Source organism: Wenyingzhuangia gracilariae, assembly GCF_056387575.1.
Genome location: NZ_CM150748.1, coordinates 2975536 through 2992361, shown reverse-complemented (window position 1 = coordinate 2992361; position 16826 = coordinate 2975536). Strand labels below are relative to the sequence as shown.

At 32.8% G+C, this 16826-nt stretch carries 12 protein-coding genes, 1 tRNA gene and 1 rRNA gene; 9 read left to right on the top strand and 5 right to left on the bottom strand.

Annotation, left to right across the window (positions count from 1 at the left end; genetic code table 11):
- A complete protein-coding gene (locus ACY2IJ_RS13190; RefSeq protein WP_476724787.1) occupies window positions 1–1431 on the bottom strand; it encodes a sulfatase in 1431 nt (476 codons plus the stop codon).
- A 12-nt stretch (window positions 1432–1443) separates the two neighbouring features.
- Complete coding sequence (locus ACY2IJ_RS13185; protein ID WP_476724786.1) at window positions 1444–2259, bottom strand: SDR family oxidoreductase; 816 nt, start codon at window positions 2257–2259, stop codon at window positions 1444–1446.
- A 119-nt stretch (window positions 2260–2378) separates the two neighbouring features.
- On the opposite strand from ACY2IJ_RS13185, the gene ACY2IJ_RS13180 reads away from it, so the two are divergent.
- The gene (locus ACY2IJ_RS13180; RefSeq protein WP_476724785.1) at window positions 2379–3419 is read left to right on the top strand and encodes a substrate-binding domain-containing protein; all 1041 of its coding nucleotides are present in this window, start codon (window positions 2379–2381) and stop codon (window positions 3417–3419) included.
- Window positions 3420–3499: 80 nt separating this feature from the next.
- Window positions 3500–4666, top strand: a complete 1167-nt coding sequence (locus ACY2IJ_RS13175) for a tetrahydrodipicolinate N-succinyltransferase N-terminal domain-containing protein (RefSeq protein WP_476724784.1) — start codon at window positions 3500–3502, stop codon at window positions 4664–4666.
- 115 nt (window positions 4667–4781) lie between these two features.
- On the opposite strand, the gene ACY2IJ_RS13170 is transcribed toward ACY2IJ_RS13175, so the two are convergent.
- A tRNA-Asn gene (locus ACY2IJ_RS13170) sits at window positions 4782–4855 on the bottom strand.
- Between the two features lie 214 nt (window positions 4856–5069).
- Between ACY2IJ_RS13170 and ACY2IJ_RS13165 the strand changes: the two genes are divergently transcribed.
- The 6 genes from ACY2IJ_RS13165 (at window position 5070) to ACY2IJ_RS13140 (ending at window position 12777) form a co-directional block, all read left to right on the top strand.
- A complete protein-coding gene (locus ACY2IJ_RS13165; RefSeq protein WP_476724783.1) occupies window positions 5070–7793 on the top strand; it encodes a 2-oxoglutarate dehydrogenase E1 component in 2724 nt (907 codons plus the stop codon).
- 48 nt (window positions 7794–7841) lie between these two features.
- Complete coding sequence (gene odhB / locus ACY2IJ_RS13160; RefSeq protein WP_476724782.1) at window positions 7842–9071, top strand: 2-oxoglutarate dehydrogenase complex dihydrolipoyllysine-residue succinyltransferase; 1230 nt, start codon at window positions 7842–7844, stop codon at window positions 9069–9071.
- Between the two features lie 135 nt (window positions 9072–9206).
- Window positions 9207–9716, top strand: coding sequence for a transposase (locus ACY2IJ_RS13155; protein WP_476724781.1), 510 nt, complete (start codon window positions 9207–9209; stop codon window positions 9714–9716).
- Window positions 9713–10549, top strand: coding sequence for an IS3 family transposase (locus ACY2IJ_RS13150; RefSeq protein ID WP_476726566.1), 837 nt, complete (start codon window positions 9713–9715; stop codon window positions 10547–10549). Before ACY2IJ_RS13155 ends, ACY2IJ_RS13150 begins: the two co-directional genes overlap by 4 nt.
- A 936-nt stretch (window positions 10550–11485) precedes the next feature.
- Complete coding sequence (locus tag ACY2IJ_RS13145) at window positions 11486–11872, top strand: transposase (protein WP_476724780.1); 387 nt, start codon at window positions 11486–11488, stop codon at window positions 11870–11872.
- 5 nt (window positions 11873–11877) lie between these two features.
- Window positions 11878–12777: an IS3 family transposase gene (locus ACY2IJ_RS13140; protein ID WP_476724779.1), complete on the top strand. Its 900-nt coding sequence runs from the start codon at window positions 11878–11880 to the stop codon at window positions 12775–12777.
- 62 nt (window positions 12778–12839) lie between these two features.
- Here the strand turns inward: ACY2IJ_RS13140 and ACY2IJ_RS13135 are convergent, their stop codons facing one another.
- Window positions 12840–14927: a hypothetical protein gene (locus ACY2IJ_RS13135; RefSeq protein ID WP_476724778.1), complete on the bottom strand. Its 2088-nt coding sequence runs from the start codon at window positions 14925–14927 to the stop codon at window positions 12840–12842.
- A 206-nt stretch (window positions 14928–15133) separates the two neighbouring features.
- Here ACY2IJ_RS13135 and ACY2IJ_RS13130 point away from each other — a divergent pair, with 206 nt between their 5' ends.
- The gene (locus ACY2IJ_RS13130; protein WP_476726565.1) at window positions 15134–16585 is read left to right on the top strand and encodes an FAD-dependent oxidoreductase; all 1452 of its coding nucleotides are present in this window, start codon (window positions 15134–15136) and stop codon (window positions 16583–16585) included.
- 99 nt (window positions 16586–16684) lie between these two features.
- Here the strand turns inward: ACY2IJ_RS13130 and rrf are convergent.
- A 5S ribosomal RNA gene (rrf, locus tag ACY2IJ_RS13125) occupies window positions 16685–16794 on the bottom strand.
- Between the last annotated feature and the right edge of the window lie 32 nt (window positions 16795–16826).

The following is a 16826-nucleotide window of genomic DNA, read 5'->3' as shown; positions in this document are numbered from 1 at the left end:
TTACTCTCTTTTTAAATCTTTTAATTTTACCAATGCTACCAACTCTTTTACAACTTTAGGGTGCTGAGCAATTATGTTTTTTGTTTCGTACGGATCTTTTATATGATCAAACAACTCTATAGGTTTTTCACCTTTTAAAGTGAATCTATACCTTGCTGTTTTTATCGTTTTTGTATTTTTTCTATACGCATAGGCTATATGACCTTTTGTTTTTACGTTTTGTAACATTGGTTTCAAAGACTCTCCATCTGCAAATGCAGGAATTGGCAATTCTGTCAAATCACACAAGGTTGGAAAAATATCTACCGTTTCTACAACAGCATTGGTTCCTTTCCCTTTTTTTCGAATCGACTTATCGACAATAATTAAAGGTGAATGCAAAGCTTCATTAAATAAACTATGTTTTCCCCAAATGGCATGATCTCCCAAACTCCACCCATGATCGCCCCACAGTACAATAACTGTATTCTTATCTAAACCGGTTTCTTTTAATTTCTCAACAACTTTCCCAACCTGCGCATCTGCATAACTAACACAAGCAGCGTAGTGTTTTTTTACCTCTTTTGCAAAAACTTTATCCTTTCTAGGATCTTTATACAATCGATTGTATTTCATAAACTCACCAGATCCATGCCACGTAGAATTCCAGTTTGGTTTTGTTGGAAATGGAGCTTCGGGAATCTCAACTCCGTCGTAAATATCGTAATATTTTTTGGGAGCACCAAAAGGTAAATGAGGTTTGATAAATCCTACAGCAAAGAAAAAGGGTTTAGATTGTTTGGTAAACTCCTCTAACTGAGCCAAAGCAGCATTGGTAATATGTCCATCTGGATAAATAGTATCTGGCCCTTCTTTTGTCTGAAAAACAGCCATATCACTTGCTTTTTTTCTAATTTCTCCGTGTGCCAATCCATGCATGGTTCCTTGTGGGCTTTTCCATTCTGCAACAGGAATCCAACTTTTATCCCAAGCACCAGGCATTTCAACTTCACTAGGATCATTCCAACCTTCACCACCTTTTCCTCCTGGATGATGAGATACTTTTCCTAAAGAAACGGTTGTATACCCATGTTTTTTAAACCATTCTGGCATACTAGGAACAACCGCTTTAGGATTGCTTGTCATTTTTTGCTGTCTTCTAAACAAGGCATCATTGGAATTTTTATGCATTCCTAATTCTTCATACAAACCTGTAAGCATTGTATATCTAGAAGGACCACAACTTGGTGCATTTACGTAATGATTGTAAAAAGCTCTTCCTTTTTTTGCCAGCGCATCAATATTTGGAGATACAATATAATCTGCCCCAAAAGATTTTAGTTCGGGTCTTAAATCATCTACGCAAATAAGCAATACATTCTTTTTTTGCTGGGCAAAAGAATTGCTAAATAGTAATAAAACTAAAACCGTACTTATTTTAATATAATTCATTTTACTTATTTTTTATACTCCACTAAATGCACTAAATCCACCGTCTATAGGTACTACAATTCCTGTTACAAAACTTGCAGCATCGCTTAACAACCATTGAACCGTTCCGTTTAACTCTTCTGACTTACCAAAACGTTTCATGGGAGTGTTTTGAATAATGGTATTTCCTCTATCTGTGTAAGAACCATCTTCGTTTGTTAACAATCTTAAATTTTGTTTTCCGATAAAAAAACCAGGGGCAATAGCATTTACTCTTAATTGATCGCCATGTCTTAATGCCAATTCTGTTGCCATCCATTTGGTAAAATTATCTATTGCCGCTTTAGAAGCAGAATACCCTACAACTCTTGTTAAAGCTTGTGCTGCAGCCATAGATGACACATTGATGATAGAACCTTTTCCGTGAGCTACCATTTCTTTACCAAATATCATAGACGGTAATACGGTTCCATCTAAATTTAATTCAGATACTTTTCTAAAATCATCCATTTGTAAATCAAAAATTGATTTTTCTGGTCCAATAGTAGCTCCTGGCATATTTCCTCCAGCTGCATTGATTAATGCATCTATTTTTCCCCATTGATTTATAATTTTATCTTTTACCTGTTCTAATGCTTCTTTGTTTAACACATCGCATGCAAAGCCTAAAACAGTATCACTTATATTTTTTAAAACAGCTAATTTATCAGCAACCGTATTTTCACTTCTACTAATAATTACCACTTTAGCTCCTTCACTAGCTAAATGTTCTGCAATGCTTCCACCTAGTACTCCTGCACCTCCTGTAATTACAATTACTTGATTTTTAATATTAAATAATTTTGTCATTTTGTATGTTATATTTTTCGTGTACGTACACGAAAATACATATTTATTTAACTAAAATAAATATTTACTATTTTTTTTTAATTTACTTTTGTTTTTATCAACATTTTAACCCTTACCTTTTGAATAGAATTAAAGACATTGCTAAAAAAGCAAACGTATCGGCAGGAACTGTAGATAGAGTGCTACACAACCGTGGAGGAGTTTCTGAAAAAACACGTGCTAAAATTCTAAAAATAATTGAAGAAAATAATTACACCGTAAATCCTATTGCTAGTATTTTGGCTTCTAAAAAAAAGTTCTCTATAGCTACTTTATTTCCTAGTGCTAAAAACTCTAATGAATTTTGGAATTCTCCTAAACAAGGTGTTCTAGATGCTAAAGATGAAATAGAACCATTAGGAATTGGGGTTCATAATTTTGAATACGATCAATTCAATCCTGAATCCTACATTCAATCTTTTCACAAAATGATGCAATGTAAACCTAATGCTGTATTGTTAGCTCCTTTGCTACAAAAAGAAACATTAGAATTGGTACAACAACTTGATCAACAACAAATTCCTTACGTTACTATTAACTCCGAAACTCAGGGAATTAATAATTTGTCTTTTATTGGTCAAAACTCTTTTAAAGGAGGCTATTTAGCTGGAAAATTGTTCAACTGGGTATTGCCTCAAGAGTCTGAAGTATTGATTGTAGAAATAAGAAAAAACATTACTAATTACACAGGTATTAATAATAGAATTAAAGGATTTGAATCTTTTTTTAAACAATCAGATAAATCTATTAAAGTACAACGACTTAATCTTCAGTCCATAGAACAAGAACAAACACTAAACAAACAATTAAAGCAATTCTTAGATTGCAACCCTAACATAAAAGGTATTTTTGTGCCCTCAAGTAAAATTAGCATTGTAGCTAAAAGTATGATTGATATAGAAAGAGAAGATATTGAATTAGGTGGCTTTGACAATCTTTCTGAAAACATAAAATACTTAAAAATGGGGATTATCGATTTTTTAATCAGCCAAAAAGCCTATCAGCAAGGTTACGATGGTATCAAACTATTATTTAATTACCTAATTCATAAAAAGGAACCCAACTCACATTACTACCTACCTATAGATATAGTTCTAAAAGAAAATGTAGACTTTTTATAAAAAACAAGACTTCCATCTGTTTTTATAGCTAATTACAAACACTTATATTTGCCAAAATCATTTTTTGAAAACAAATAAACATGAATACATTACAAGATTTTAAAGCATATGTAGCAAAAGTTGAAGCTACAGAAGGATACACAAAACCATTAGCATTTGGATTGGGAATTCGTAGATCTAAGGGAGATAAAGTTTTAGACGTAAACTTTCCTAACATTAACTGGGACTCTGCTTTTGGTACTGCTGCATTGTTACAAGATGTTGTAGGGTACAAAGGAGCAGAAAATGGTTTTGTAACTGTTTCTAAAGAACAATTACAAAAAGCTTTTGACAACTTTGCAGCTTTTCATGGAGAAATTGAAAAACATCCAAATATTATCTTAATTCAACAATTGTTAGAAAATATTTCAGTTCCTACAAATACTTATCAAGAAGTAGATGTAGTTGCTTATTTCTTATTCGATAAAGATCAACCTGTTGCAGATGCTGTAGAAGGATACTTTAAATTACAATGTTTATCTCAATTACACGTATTGCCTCACGGATTGTCTCTAGAGGGTGTGTTTGGAAAATTAAACAACATTGCTTGGACCAACCACGGCCCTATTTTACCAGAAGATTTATCTGCAGAAAGAATTAAAGCTACTTTTAAAGGAGAAAACATTATTGTATCTCACGTAGATAAATTTCCTTACATGGTAAATTACCACGTACCAAACGGAGTAAGAATTGCTAGCGGATCTCAAGTTCGTTTAGGAGCGCATTGTGCAGTAGGTACTACGGTAATGCCAGCAGGTTACATTAACTTTAACGCAGGTACTAAAGGAAATGCAATGATTGAAGGTCGTGTTTCTGCAGGAGTTATTGTAGGTCACGATTCTGACTTAGGTGGAGGGGTTTCTATTATGGGAACTTTATCTGGAGGAAATAAAAACGTGATTTCTATTGGAGACAAATGTTTGTTAGGAGCCAACTCTGGAACAGGAATTTCTTTAGGATTTGGATGTACTATTGCTGCTGGAGTATATGTTACTGCTGCTGCTAAAGTTTGGTTATACAATGCAGACAAACAACCTGTTGATCTTAACGGAACTGTTGTAGAAGAAGGACAAAACATTGTAAAAGGAGCAGAATTAAACGGAAAAGAAAAATTACTATTCTTATTAAATTCTACAAACGGTCATTTAGAATGTAGACCAAACCCTAAAACTATTGAATTGAACGAAGCTTTACACGTTAAAAACTAAATAACAGTAAGCATTACAAATACAAAAAGCACTTGAATATATTTTCAAGTGCTTTTTTTTACCTTAAAATCTTAAAAAACAAAAAGCCTTCACAATACTGTGAAGGCTTTTTTTGCTCCCCCTCTAGGACTCGAACCTAGGACCCTCTGATTAACAGTCAGATGCTCTAACCAACTGAGCTAAGGAGGAAGTTGCATATAGCAGCAAATTTTTCTTTGCGGTTGCAAATATAATACTTTTTATAAATTTAAAATAGTTTTTTCTAAAAAAAACAAAAAAAATCAATCTGTTATAATTTTTATGATTTTAAAGAATAAAACAAATACTTATAGCGTTAAAACCACAAATAAATTAATTTTGTTAGTTAGACAACGAACAACAAAAATAAAGACAACATATTAACATGGATAAATTTTCTTTCCTTAATGCTGCTCATACAGGTTTTATTGCCGATTTATACGAGCAATATCAAATAAACCCTGATAGTGTTGAGCCTAGTTGGAAAAGTTTTTTTCAAGGATATGATTTGGCTAACGAATCATATGAGGGAGAAAACAATATTGAAGTACCTCAAGAGGTAAAAAAAGAATTTTTAGTTCTTGACCTAATAAACGGATATAGAACTAGAGGACACTTATTTACCAAAACCAACCCAGTTAGAGAACGTAGACATTATGAACCTACTTTAGATATTCAAAACTTTGGATTGTCAAACGACGATTTAAAAACAGTATTTAACGCAGGAGAAATAATTGGTATTGGTGCTGCTACACTAGAAACCATTGTGAATAGACTAAAAGAAATTTACTGTGATTCTATTGGAATTGAATATATGTATATTCGTCAACCAGAAGAAATTAAATGGTGGCAAAGCAGATTGAATAAAAATGCAAATCACGCAGATTTTAATTTAGATCAAAAAAAATACATCCTAAAAAAACTAACCCAAGCAGTTGGATTCGAAAACTTTTTACAAACTAAATATGTTGGTCAAAAACGTTTTTCTGTAGAAGGAGGAGAAACAGTAATACCTGCCTTAGCTACAGCTTTAAAGAGTGCATCAGAAAAATACAAAGTTAAAGAGTGTGTGTTAGGTATGGCTCATCGTGGTCGTTTAAATACCTTAACCAACATCTTTAAAAAACCTGTTCGTGATTTGTTTTCTGAATTTGAAGGAAAAGATTTTGATGAAGAAAATATTGATGGGGATGTTAAATACCACATGGGGTTAACTCGTAGTAAAACCTATCAAAATGGGGCGGTAATGAAAATGAACTTATTGCCTAACCCATCGCACCTAGAAACTGTAGGACCTGTTGCACAAGGAGTTGCTAGAGCTAAAATAGACACCATTTACAACGGAAACGAAGAAGCAATATTACCTATCATTATTCATGGTGATGCTGCCGTAGCTGGACAAGGTGTAGTGTATGAGGTAATACAAATGAGTAGACTAAACGGATACAAAACCGGAGGAACTTTACACTTGGTTATTAACAATCAGGTAGGATTTACCACCAACTATTTAGATGCTCGTTCTAGTACTTATTGTACCGATGTTGCCAAAGTAACTCTATCTCCTGTACTACACGTAAATGCAGATGATGTAGAAGCTGTTTGTCATGCAATAGAACTAGCCTTAGAATTTAGAATGAAGTTTAAACGTGATATTTTCATCGATTTATTAGGATATCGTAAATACGGACACAATGAAGGAGATGAGCCAAGGTTTACACAACCTCAATTGTATAAAAACATTTCTAAACATAAAAACCCAAGAGATATTTATATTGATCAGCTAATTGCTGAAAAAAATATTGATGCTGCGTATGCACAATCTCTACAAGACGAATACAAAAACTTATTAGAAGATAAATTCAACCAAGCTAAAAGCGATGAAACTTCTAGAGTAATTCCATTTATGGAAGAAACTTGGGAGAATTTTGTGAGAGAAGGATTGGAAGAAATGTTAACCCCTATAGACACCACCTATCCTAAAAACAAGTTAGAAGATATTACAAGAGTCGTATCTCAAAATCCAGAAGGAGTTAAGTTTGTACGTAAAGCACAACGTATTATAGAAGGTCGTGCTAAAATGGTCTTTGAAGACAACAAATTAGACTGGGGAATGGCAGAAACATTAGCCTATGGTTCTTTGTTAGAAGAAGGATTTAATGTACGTATTTCTGGACAAGATGTAGAAAGAGGTACATTTAGCCACCGTCATGCTATTTTAAGAGATGAGCTTTCAGAAGAAAGAATCAACCTATTAAACACCAATCAAAATAACAAAGGAGTCATGACTATTTACAACTCTTTATTATCAGAATATGGAGTTCTAGGTTTTGACTATGGTTATGCTATGGCTCATCCAAACACTTTAACTATTTGGGAAGCACAGTTTGGAGACTTTGGTAACGGAGCACAAATTATGTTTGATCAATACATTTGTGCAGCCGAAGACAAATGGAAGTTGCAAAACGGTATTGTAATGTTGTTACCACATGGTTATGAAGGTCAAGGATCAGAACACTCATCGGCAAGAATTGAAAGATATTTACAATTATGTGACTATGATAATATGACCGTTGCAAACTGTACAGAACCAGCAAACATGTATCATTTGTTACGTCGTCATATGAAACGTAACCACCGTAAACCTCTAATTGTTTTTACACCTAAAAGTTTGTTACGTCATCCTAAAGCTGTAAATACTCTTGAAGAATTAGCTGATGGAGGATTCCAAGAAGTGATTGATGACCCAATCATCAACAAATCAAACGTTAAAAAAGTCGTTTTCTGTTCTGGTAAATTCTACTACGATATGTTAGAAGAAAGAGAAAAATTAGAAAACGAATCTGTTGCTTTGGTACGTATAGAGCAGTTATTTCCTTTACACAAAGAAAAAATACAAGCTGTTATAGATTCTTATCCTAGCAATGTTGAATTTGTATGGGCACAAGAAGAACCAGAAAATATGGGAGCATGGTCTTACATGTTACAACGTTTTGAATTGGTTCCATTATCTGTAGCCTCTTTAAAGTTTTACTCTGTACCTGCTGCAGGATCTAGTGCCAGATTTAAGAAAAGACATCAAGCTGTACTAGACAAAGTATTTCAAGCATAACACACAACAAAGAACACTAAATAAACAAATAACATATAAAATATTATCATGGTTTTAGAAATGAAAGTCCCTTCTCCAGGGGAATCGATCACAGAAGTAGAAATCGCAACTTGGTTAGTTGAAGATGGTGATTATGTAGAAAAAGACCAACCAATTGCTGAAGTAGATTCAGACAAAGCAACTTTAGAATTGCCTGCAGAAGAAAGTGGAATCATCACTCTAAAAGCAGAAGAAGGTGATGCTGTAGCCGTAGGTGCTGTAGTATGTTTAATTGATATGGATGCAGATAGACCTGAAGGTGCTGCTGCTCCAGAGAAAAAAGAAGAAGCTCCACAACAAAAAGAGCAAAAGGCTGAGCCAGAAAATCCAAAAGCAGATGCACCATCAAACGATGAAAAAACATATGCTTCTGGAACTGCATCGCCAGCTGCTAAAAAAATATTAGACGAAAAAGGAATTCAACCAAATACCATACAAGGTACAGGTAAAGATGGTAGAGTCACAAAAGAAGATGCCATTAACGCAGTTCCTGCTATGGGTTCTACCACTGGTAGCCGTGCTTCTGAAAAGAAAAAAATGTCTATGTTACGTAGAAAAGTAGCACAACGTTTGGTTTCTGTTAAAAATGAAACAGCTATGTTAACTACGTTTAACGAAGTTAATATGCAACCTGTTTTTGATTTACGTGCTCAATACAAAGAAGAATTTAAAGCAAAACACGGAGTTGGTTTAGGATTTATGTCTTTCTTTACTTTAGCGGTAACTAGAGCTTTAGAATTGTATCCTGATGTTAATTCTATGATTGACGGTGATTACCAAATTAAAAATGAATTTGCCGATATTTCTATTGCAGTTTCTGGTCCAAAAGGATTAATGGTTCCTGTAATTAGAAATGCAGAAAACTTATCTTTTAGAGGAGTTGAGGCAGAAGTAAAGCGTTTGGCTTTAAGAGCTCGTGATGGACAAATTACTGTAGATGAAATGACAGGTGGTACTTTTACAATCACTAACGGGGGTGTATTTGGATCTATGTTATCTACACCAATCATCAACCCACCTCAATCTGCTATTTTAGGTATGCACAACATTGTAGAACGTCCAATGGCTGTAAACGGTCAAGTGGTTATTCAACCAATTATGTATGTTGCCTTATCTTATGATCACAGAATTGTAGATGGTCGTGAATCTGTTGGTTTCTTAGTAGCTATTAAAGAAGCTATAGAAAACCCAATTGAATTGTTAATGAACAACAATCCTAAAAAAGCATTAGAACTTTAATATTTGATTGTTGATTTGTTCGTTCGTATTATATTATAGTCGACTTAACCAATCAACAAAAAACAAATAAACTTTATAAAAAAGGATGATTACTAGAGTGCCCCAAAATGTTAGACACAATTTGGGGGTATTTTTATGTCTAGAAAAGTAAAATACACATTAGACTTTAAACAAGAATGTGTAAGGTTGGTTCTTAAAGGAGAACACTCTATAACTAGTTTGAGTAAAGAGCTAGGTTTTGATAGTTCTCTTCTTTCTCTTTGGTGTAGGCAATATGAACACAAAGGAGTTCAAGGTTTGTTACCAAAGATAAATAAACAATATACATCATCATTTAAACTTGATATTTTACAACGAATAGAAAAAGAACATCTTTCGTTAGAGCAAGCATGTATTCTATTTGATATTGGAAGTGGTGCTAGTATTATTAATTGGCAAAGAAGATATAAATCCTTAGGTTTGAAAGGTCTTAAAAATCAACCTAAAGGAAGACCTATCGGAATGAAATCCAAGTCTAGAAAAAATAAATCTATACCATTAACTAGAGAAGAAAAGCTTTTAAAAGAGAATCAATCTTTAAAAGCAGAACTTGATTTGCTAAAAAAGTTACAAGCCTTAGCTCAAGCCAGAGAGAAAAAGCAATAGTCATAAATGAGTTAAGGCATAAGCATGATTTGTCGGTATTGTTACATCATGCAAAGATGGCTAGAAGTAGTTTTTATTATCATTTACAAAAAAGTAAAGAGCCTGATAAATATGAATTTATAAAAAGGTTTATTACTCAAATCTACCATCAACACAAAGGTAGGTATGGTTATAGAAGAATCACTTTAGTACTAAACAACAGAGGGATTATCATCAATCATAAAACAGTATTAAGACTAATGAAGTCCATAGGGTTAAAATCTTTGATTAGAGTTAAAAAGTATCGTTCTTACAGAGGAGGTCAAGGTAAAATAGCTCCCAATATACTTAAACGGAATTTTAAGGCTTCTAAAACCAATCAAAAATGGGCTACAGATATTACAGAGTTTAAAGTTAAAGGTCAAAAACTTTATTTGTCTCCAATTATTGATTTATGTAGTAGAGAAATCATTAGTTATCAAATTTCTAGGAGTCCTAATTTTAGACAAATAACTCAAATGCTGGGGAAAGCTTTTAAAAAGTATAAAGCAGCAAATGTGTTATTACATTCGGATCAAGGATGGCAATATCAAATGGAAAAATATCAGAATATCTTAAAAAAGAACAAGATGATTCAAAGTATGTCTAGAAAAGGGAATTGTTTAGATAATGCTATTATTGAAAATTTCTTTGGAACTTTAAAATCTGAGCTGTTTTATCTAAAACAATGGAACTCGATTGAGCAATTAGAAAAGGAAATTAATGAATATATTTGCTATTATAATAATGATAGAATATCATTAGCTTTAAATGGAATGAGCCCGATAAAATATCGAGCTCATATCAATAATTAATTTTTTAACTGTCCAACTTTTTGGGGGGCTGTCCATACCAATTAAGTAATCATCCTTTTTTTTTGCTTTCTTTATGTATGGGTCATCGAGCGGAGTCGAGATGTAATATCTTTTTATCTACTTAGGGCATTCCCCTTCCCTACACTCGGGTCGTGCTTTCACTACTCGCTTTCTTTTGGATGTTCAAGCGGAATCGAGAACCAAAAGAAGAGCTTATACAAGCCGTTCAATCACTAATGCGAGAAAAATTTTATTAACAGTATTGTTAAATCTGTTCAAAACAATTTTATTGGTTTCTAATATAAGTGAGTACCTTTAGTAGGTATAATTGCATATTATTCCGAATGAATTACAACTCATATATAGCGCATAACTTAAATGAAACTGAATTTGTTAACACCAATCTCTAACTATAAAAGGATACTTGGTTTTAAAACACTATTCAAATATTGTTTAAGCAGTCTGTACTAGGTAAATATTAAAGTAAAATCGAGAACCTAACAACTTTAATGTAATTAAATACCATTCAGCATTCCACATCTCGACTTCGCTCGATGACCTATGTTGACTAGTTTAAAATGGAAAACAAAAAGGTGTTAAAGTAAGAATATAGAATTCAAATTTTCTAAGCCTTACTATAATCAAACAATAGCAAAAAATCAAAAGTAATCATTGTAAAAAACTTGGTTTTAGAACACTATTCAAATGGTGTTTAAGCAGCCTGTACTAGGTAAATATTAAAGTAAAATCGAGAACCTAACAACTTTAATGTAATTAAAACACCATTCAGCATTCCACATCTCGACTCCGCTCGATGACCTATTTGCTCTTTGAAAAAAAAACATTTACGAAAAAGAGCTTTGTAAATACTCACAAAGCTCTTTTTTATTTATTATTTGTCCCGTCCTGAAATAGCGTTACACTAATTTTTTAGCAATGAATAAAAATTATGTAAAGCGTACTCAAAAGGACTACACTATGTCCTTTAAACTTCAAGTAGTATTAGAGATTGAGCGTGGTGAACTTTCCACAACCGCTGCTCAACGTAAATATGGTATCCAGGCAAGAAGTACTGTTGTAAGTTGGTTACGAAAATATGGTAACTTTGATTGGGAAAATCAAACACCTTCCAATATGCCCAAGACTTCCGAACAAAAATTAATGGAACTTGAACAAAAGGTTCGATTATTAAAAAAACAAAAGGCACATTTAGAAAAACAATTAGAGCAATCCGATAAGAAATCTATCTTATTTGATATGATGATTGATCTGGCTGAAAAGGAGTATAATATTCCTATCAGAAAAAACTCCAAACCCAAGTAATCGATATGTTTAGAATAGATTATCAGCAAAGTATCTCTGCTACCTGTGAGTTACTTGGGTTGAGCAGACAGGTATATTATAGAGCGGTACATTCAAAGAAAAAAAAGAAAGAAATAGCTCAACAAGTGGTTGATTTAGTTGTTTCTATTCGTGGGAATCAACCTCGTATTGGTACAAGGAAATTGTATCATATTTTACAACAGCCTTTACGGGAATTAGGAGTGGGTAGAGATAGGTTGTTTAAGATTCTCAAAGCAAATCATCTATTAATCAAACCCAAACGAAGTTATCATATAACCACTAACTCTCATCATCGATTTAGAAAGCACAAGAATTTGATTGAGCATCTGAGTATTACAAGACCAGAGCAGGTATGGGTATCTGATATTACTTATGTGGGGAATAGACAAAATCCGATGTATTTATCACTAACAACCGATGCTTATTCCAAGAAGATTATGGGCTATTCTCTAGATAATACCCTTGAAGTAAATGCTAGTATTAAAGCATTGAAAAAGGCTATCAAAAATAGAGTATACCCCAAAAATCAATTAATTCATCATTCCGATAGAGGGCTGCAATATTGCAGCAATAGATATCAAGAAATACTTAAGAAAGCAAAAATCAAATGTAGTATGACTGAGTCCTATGACCCTTATCAAAATGCAATAGCAGAAAGAGTGAATGGTATTTTAAAACAAGAGTTCCTGATCAATATTTCAAAACTAAATATTAGCTTAATGTCAAAGGTCGTAAAAGAAGCTATCAAAATATACAATACTCAAAGACCTCATTTGTCCTGTTTGATGAAGACTCCTGAACAAATGCATAAACAGGACACAATAAGGATAAAGTCCTATAAAAAGAAAATATCATCACAAATCATGATTTGTGATGATATTTAATAAATTTAATCTTTTATAAAACTGTAACGGTTTTTTAGGACGTCACAATTAGTTAAAATTCCCTACTTTGTAGAAATTCTAAAGCTTCCTTTGTGTATTTTCCCATTGGCTAAAGTTACATACCAACCAAAAGCAGGAATGTTTAATCCTTCTTTTGTTTTTTGTGCCACTGGCCCCATATTTACAATTACTTCAGTACCCGATGCAAACGTAGATTTTTGTAACTTAAAATCATCACTTAAATATGTATGGCTAGTCAACTCTGCAAAAAATGTTTCTTTGTTTACAGGGCTTACTACTTCATTAGCTATTTTTATCATTTCTTTCATTCCATCAAACTCATAAGGAGAAAAGAAAATAGTACTACCCAATCCGTACAACATATTTCTTAAAGACTTTACTCTAAAATCTCCATTAATAGAAATCTGATTATCTGGATCTTGAATTTTACCAAAAACAGCAATAGCATCGTGGTAAACTAAATTAAATAATGGTGCTCTATGAGAAAATTGTGCTAAATTTCCTCCAGTAGGTAAATAAGTCAATCCCTCAAACATATCAAAATAAGGAATAAATTGTTGTTGTCCGTGCTCTGTTCCATTAACCAAGTTTAACGAATCAATGTATTTTGCCAAGTTGTACAATCCAACATTTTCCTCTTCTACATCAGACAATCTTGCAAAAGAAATATCTGTAATATCTGCTTCTAAATCCAAAGCAGCAATTTCTTTATGCAAACTCTTTTTTGCCAAACCTAATTGTTTATCAGGATCTATATTTGCCCACCTACTTCCTGTGTTTACTAGCTTTCCGTTTTTTACTGCAAATAAATCGGTATCAAACTCTGGATCATTTTCTAAAGTAGCAGAATAGGCGTGGTAAGAAGAATATAGATATCCGTACTTTTTAGTTAAGTCTACAGCTTCTTTCAAACCAGAAACACCTCCTAAATTCTCATTTATAGGCCAACAATTAGGAACAAAATTAGAAAAAACTCCCCATGCATGAAAAAATGCATTGTCTACACCTAACTCATTATGTGTAGTTTTAATAATATTGCTTAATTCTTTAAAAGTAAAAGCCATTCCAGGCATTTCTACATAGTGGGGATATCCACCATAAACTCCCATATAAATAGCTCCTTTTAATTTATTTACATCTGGGTCTCTTTTTGCTTTTTCTTTTAAGGACACAAAATAACCATCTTTAATTGCTTCTTTCCTATAAGCCTTTGCCATATCTACATGCGTTCCGTTCGGAATAAACTCATAAGTTATCATTTTTGTTTCATTCTTTCTATTCAAATTCCAAACAGGGTCTAAAAACTCAATTCTTTTGTAAGGAGACATTTTACCAACACTATTAAACAAGTATTGTCCATTGTTATTAATATTAAAAAACATTTTTGGCATTGCTGATTTATGAACAATTCCAACAACTGCAGATTTTTGGTTGTGCGTTCCCCACCAAGGCATAGTCAATCCTGCTCCATTATCATACAAAGGTAACTTACCGCTTGTTTTGGCGTAATATGTAGCATCGTCCCACATACAAAAAGAACCTCCATTCATAGGAAAAATATAAGATGGGCAAATAAGTCCTTGCTTTTGAGGTATTACCGCCGCTCCTTTATCTACATCTGTTTCTAAACTAAAAGCTCTAGAAGGATACCTTAATTCTGTAACATTATATCCTGCACTTTTAACGGACACTACTTTTACATGAAGTTTTGCTTCTTTTGTTTCTAAACTTAATTCTGTTTTAATCTCAATTCCTGAGGCTACTTTTCCATTTTCAAATACTGGATTTGTAAAAGTAATTGCAATGACATATTCATTTAATTTAGCAACTGTAATACTCTTGCTTAATGAGATATTTAAATCTTCTGCTTTTCCTTTATTTTTCACAGTTAATAAGCCTGCTGCATTTACCCAAGGATCCGATTTCCACAATTGATTAGACTTTTTTTCCAACACAGTAAACGTTCCATTTTGTTTGTTAACAGCAACCTTTACTAGTTTGTTCTCTAATATTGCATTCTCAGCTGGATGTGTAAATGCAAAAGACATAAATACAATGAACACAGTAAATAATGCCTTAATAATTTTTAAAAATTGATTCAAATTATGGAATCTAGAAGTAACTTTCATATGATGTTTTTATTATAAAATATATGTTTTAACGAACATATTAAATTCTGATTTTCTACCTTAGAAAACAAGTCCTATTTTAACTTAAAGCAACATCAGACTTATCAAATTTTCAAGTTTCCAAAAACCATACTATAATTTCTAAACTAGAAACTCCATAAAATTGATTACTTTTATCCCACCCCATTACTCAAACATTTATTTAAATAAAACTATTGGAACAGGAGCAACTTTTTTGGACTACATGTAAAACATGCAAAGGAGAAGGAACTAAAAGTAGAGGTGTTAGTAAAAAAGTAAAGCTTCACTATAAAATTGCTTTAAAAGAATATCATCAAAACCCTAATCATAAAAATGCTCCATCACCTCCTAAAGGACATCAATATTCTTGTTCAGAATGTTCAGGATCAGGATTAAACCCTTCTACAAACCCTCCCATAATAGATTTAGAAAATGCTCCCAAAATTGCAATTATTGGTGGTGGTATAGGTGGTGTTGCTTTAGCTGTTGCTTGCTTACACAGAGGAATTCCTTTTACACTTTACGAACGTGATGACAATTTTAACACAAGGTCTCAAGGCTATGGTTTAACACTACAACAAGCTAGCAAGGCTATAGAAGGATTTGGTATTATTACCTTAGAAAAAGGAATTGTTTCTACCAGACATTTGGTTCACAATACAAATGGAACAATCTTAGGTGAGTGGGGAACTAGAAAGTGGATTTCTTCTAACATCAATTCAATACCTAAACGCTCCAATATACACATTGCTCGTCAATCTTTACGTTTGGCTTTATTAGAACAATTAAAAGATAATGATGCAGTAATAAAATGGGGACATCAACTAACTCAATTTAAATCAATAGATAATAACAATATTGAGCTAGAGTTTTTAGTCAACGGAAAATTAACCAAAAGTACCGCCAACCTAATTGTAGGAGCAGATGGAATTAGAAGTACTGTAAGAAAACATTTAATTGGTAACAATTTATTTCCTTTACGTTATTTAGATTGTATGGTGATTTTAGGAATTTGCCCGTTAAAAAAACTCCAAAATATAAATAGCGATTTGTTAGATTCCAAAACTGTATTTCAAACAGCCAATGGAACTGAAAGAATATACATGATGCCTTTTGATACAGATACCATTATGTGGCAACTTAGTTTTCCTATGCCAGAAAAAGAAGCTCAAAAATTAAGTCAATTAGGTTCCTCTGCTTTAAAAAAAGAAGCTAGTGTCAAAACAAATTGGCACTCTCCTATTCCAGAAATTATTGCAGCTACACCTGAATCTAAAATATCAGGTTATCCTGTGTATGATAGAGAATTGTTACCCCCTCAAATTCTAGAAACTTGTGGACAAGCAACACTTATTGGAGATGCTGCACACCCTATGAGTCCGTTTAAGGGACAAGGTGCAAACCAAGCTTTGTTAGATGCTCTGTCTTTAGCAAAAGCTATAAAAAAAGAATGCAGACCCAATTCTGAGTGGAAAAAAATTGGCTTAAGAAAAATTGTATTAACCAAATTTGAATCTGAAATGTTAAAACGTAGTGCTGTTAAAGTAACAGATTCTGCAAAAGCAGCTCAATTTTTACATTCAGATATTGTTTTAAAAAAAGCAGATAAACCTAGAGGAAATATTTTAAAAAACTAGTAATCAGCAAATTCTATACCCCAAAAGCCATCACTACAATGTTAATGAAGGTTCTGTAAAACAAAAAATCCCGATTCTAATAAAGAATCGGGATTCAAAAAAAGGCGATGACATACTCTCCCATCTAACGATAGTACCATCTGCGCTAATAGGCTTAACTGCTCTGTTCGGAATGGGAAGAGGTGAGCCCTATTGCAATAATCACCTTAAGATTATTCAATTACAAACTAGTCAATTAATA

What these genes read in the sequence shown, in the direction of transcription:
- ACY2IJ_RS13185 (WP_476724786.1), bottom strand. Translation starts at nt 2,259, where the DNA reads ATGACAAAATTATTTAATATTAAAAATCAAGTAATTGTAATTACAGGA.
- odhB (WP_476724782.1), top strand. Translation starts at nt 7,842, where the DNA reads ATGGTTTTAGAAATGAAAGTCCCTTCTCCAGGGGAATCGATCACAGAA.
- ACY2IJ_RS13175 (WP_476724784.1), top strand. Translation starts at nt 3,500, where the DNA reads ATGAATACATTACAAGATTTTAAAGCATATGTAGCAAAAGTTGAAGCT.
- ACY2IJ_RS13140 (WP_476724779.1), top strand. Translation starts at nt 11,878, where the DNA reads ATGTTTAGAATAGATTATCAGCAAAGTATCTCTGCTACCTGTGAGTTA.
- ACY2IJ_RS13190 (WP_476724787.1), bottom strand. Translation starts at nt 1,431, where the DNA reads ATGAATTATATTAAAATAAGTACGGTTTTAGTTTTATTACTATTTAGC.
- ACY2IJ_RS13165 (WP_476724783.1), top strand. Translation starts at nt 5,070, where the DNA reads ATGGATAAATTTTCTTTCCTTAATGCTGCTCATACAGGTTTTATTGCC.
- ACY2IJ_RS13155 (WP_476724781.1), top strand. Translation starts at nt 9,207, where the DNA reads ATGTCTAGAAAAGTAAAATACACATTAGACTTTAAACAAGAATGTGTA.
- ACY2IJ_RS13145 (WP_476724780.1), top strand. Translation starts at nt 11,486, where the DNA reads ATGAATAAAAATTATGTAAAGCGTACTCAAAAGGACTACACTATGTCC.
- ACY2IJ_RS13135 (WP_476724778.1), bottom strand. Translation starts at nt 14,927, where the DNA reads ATGAAAGTTACTTCTAGATTCCATAATTTGAATCAATTTTTAAAAATT.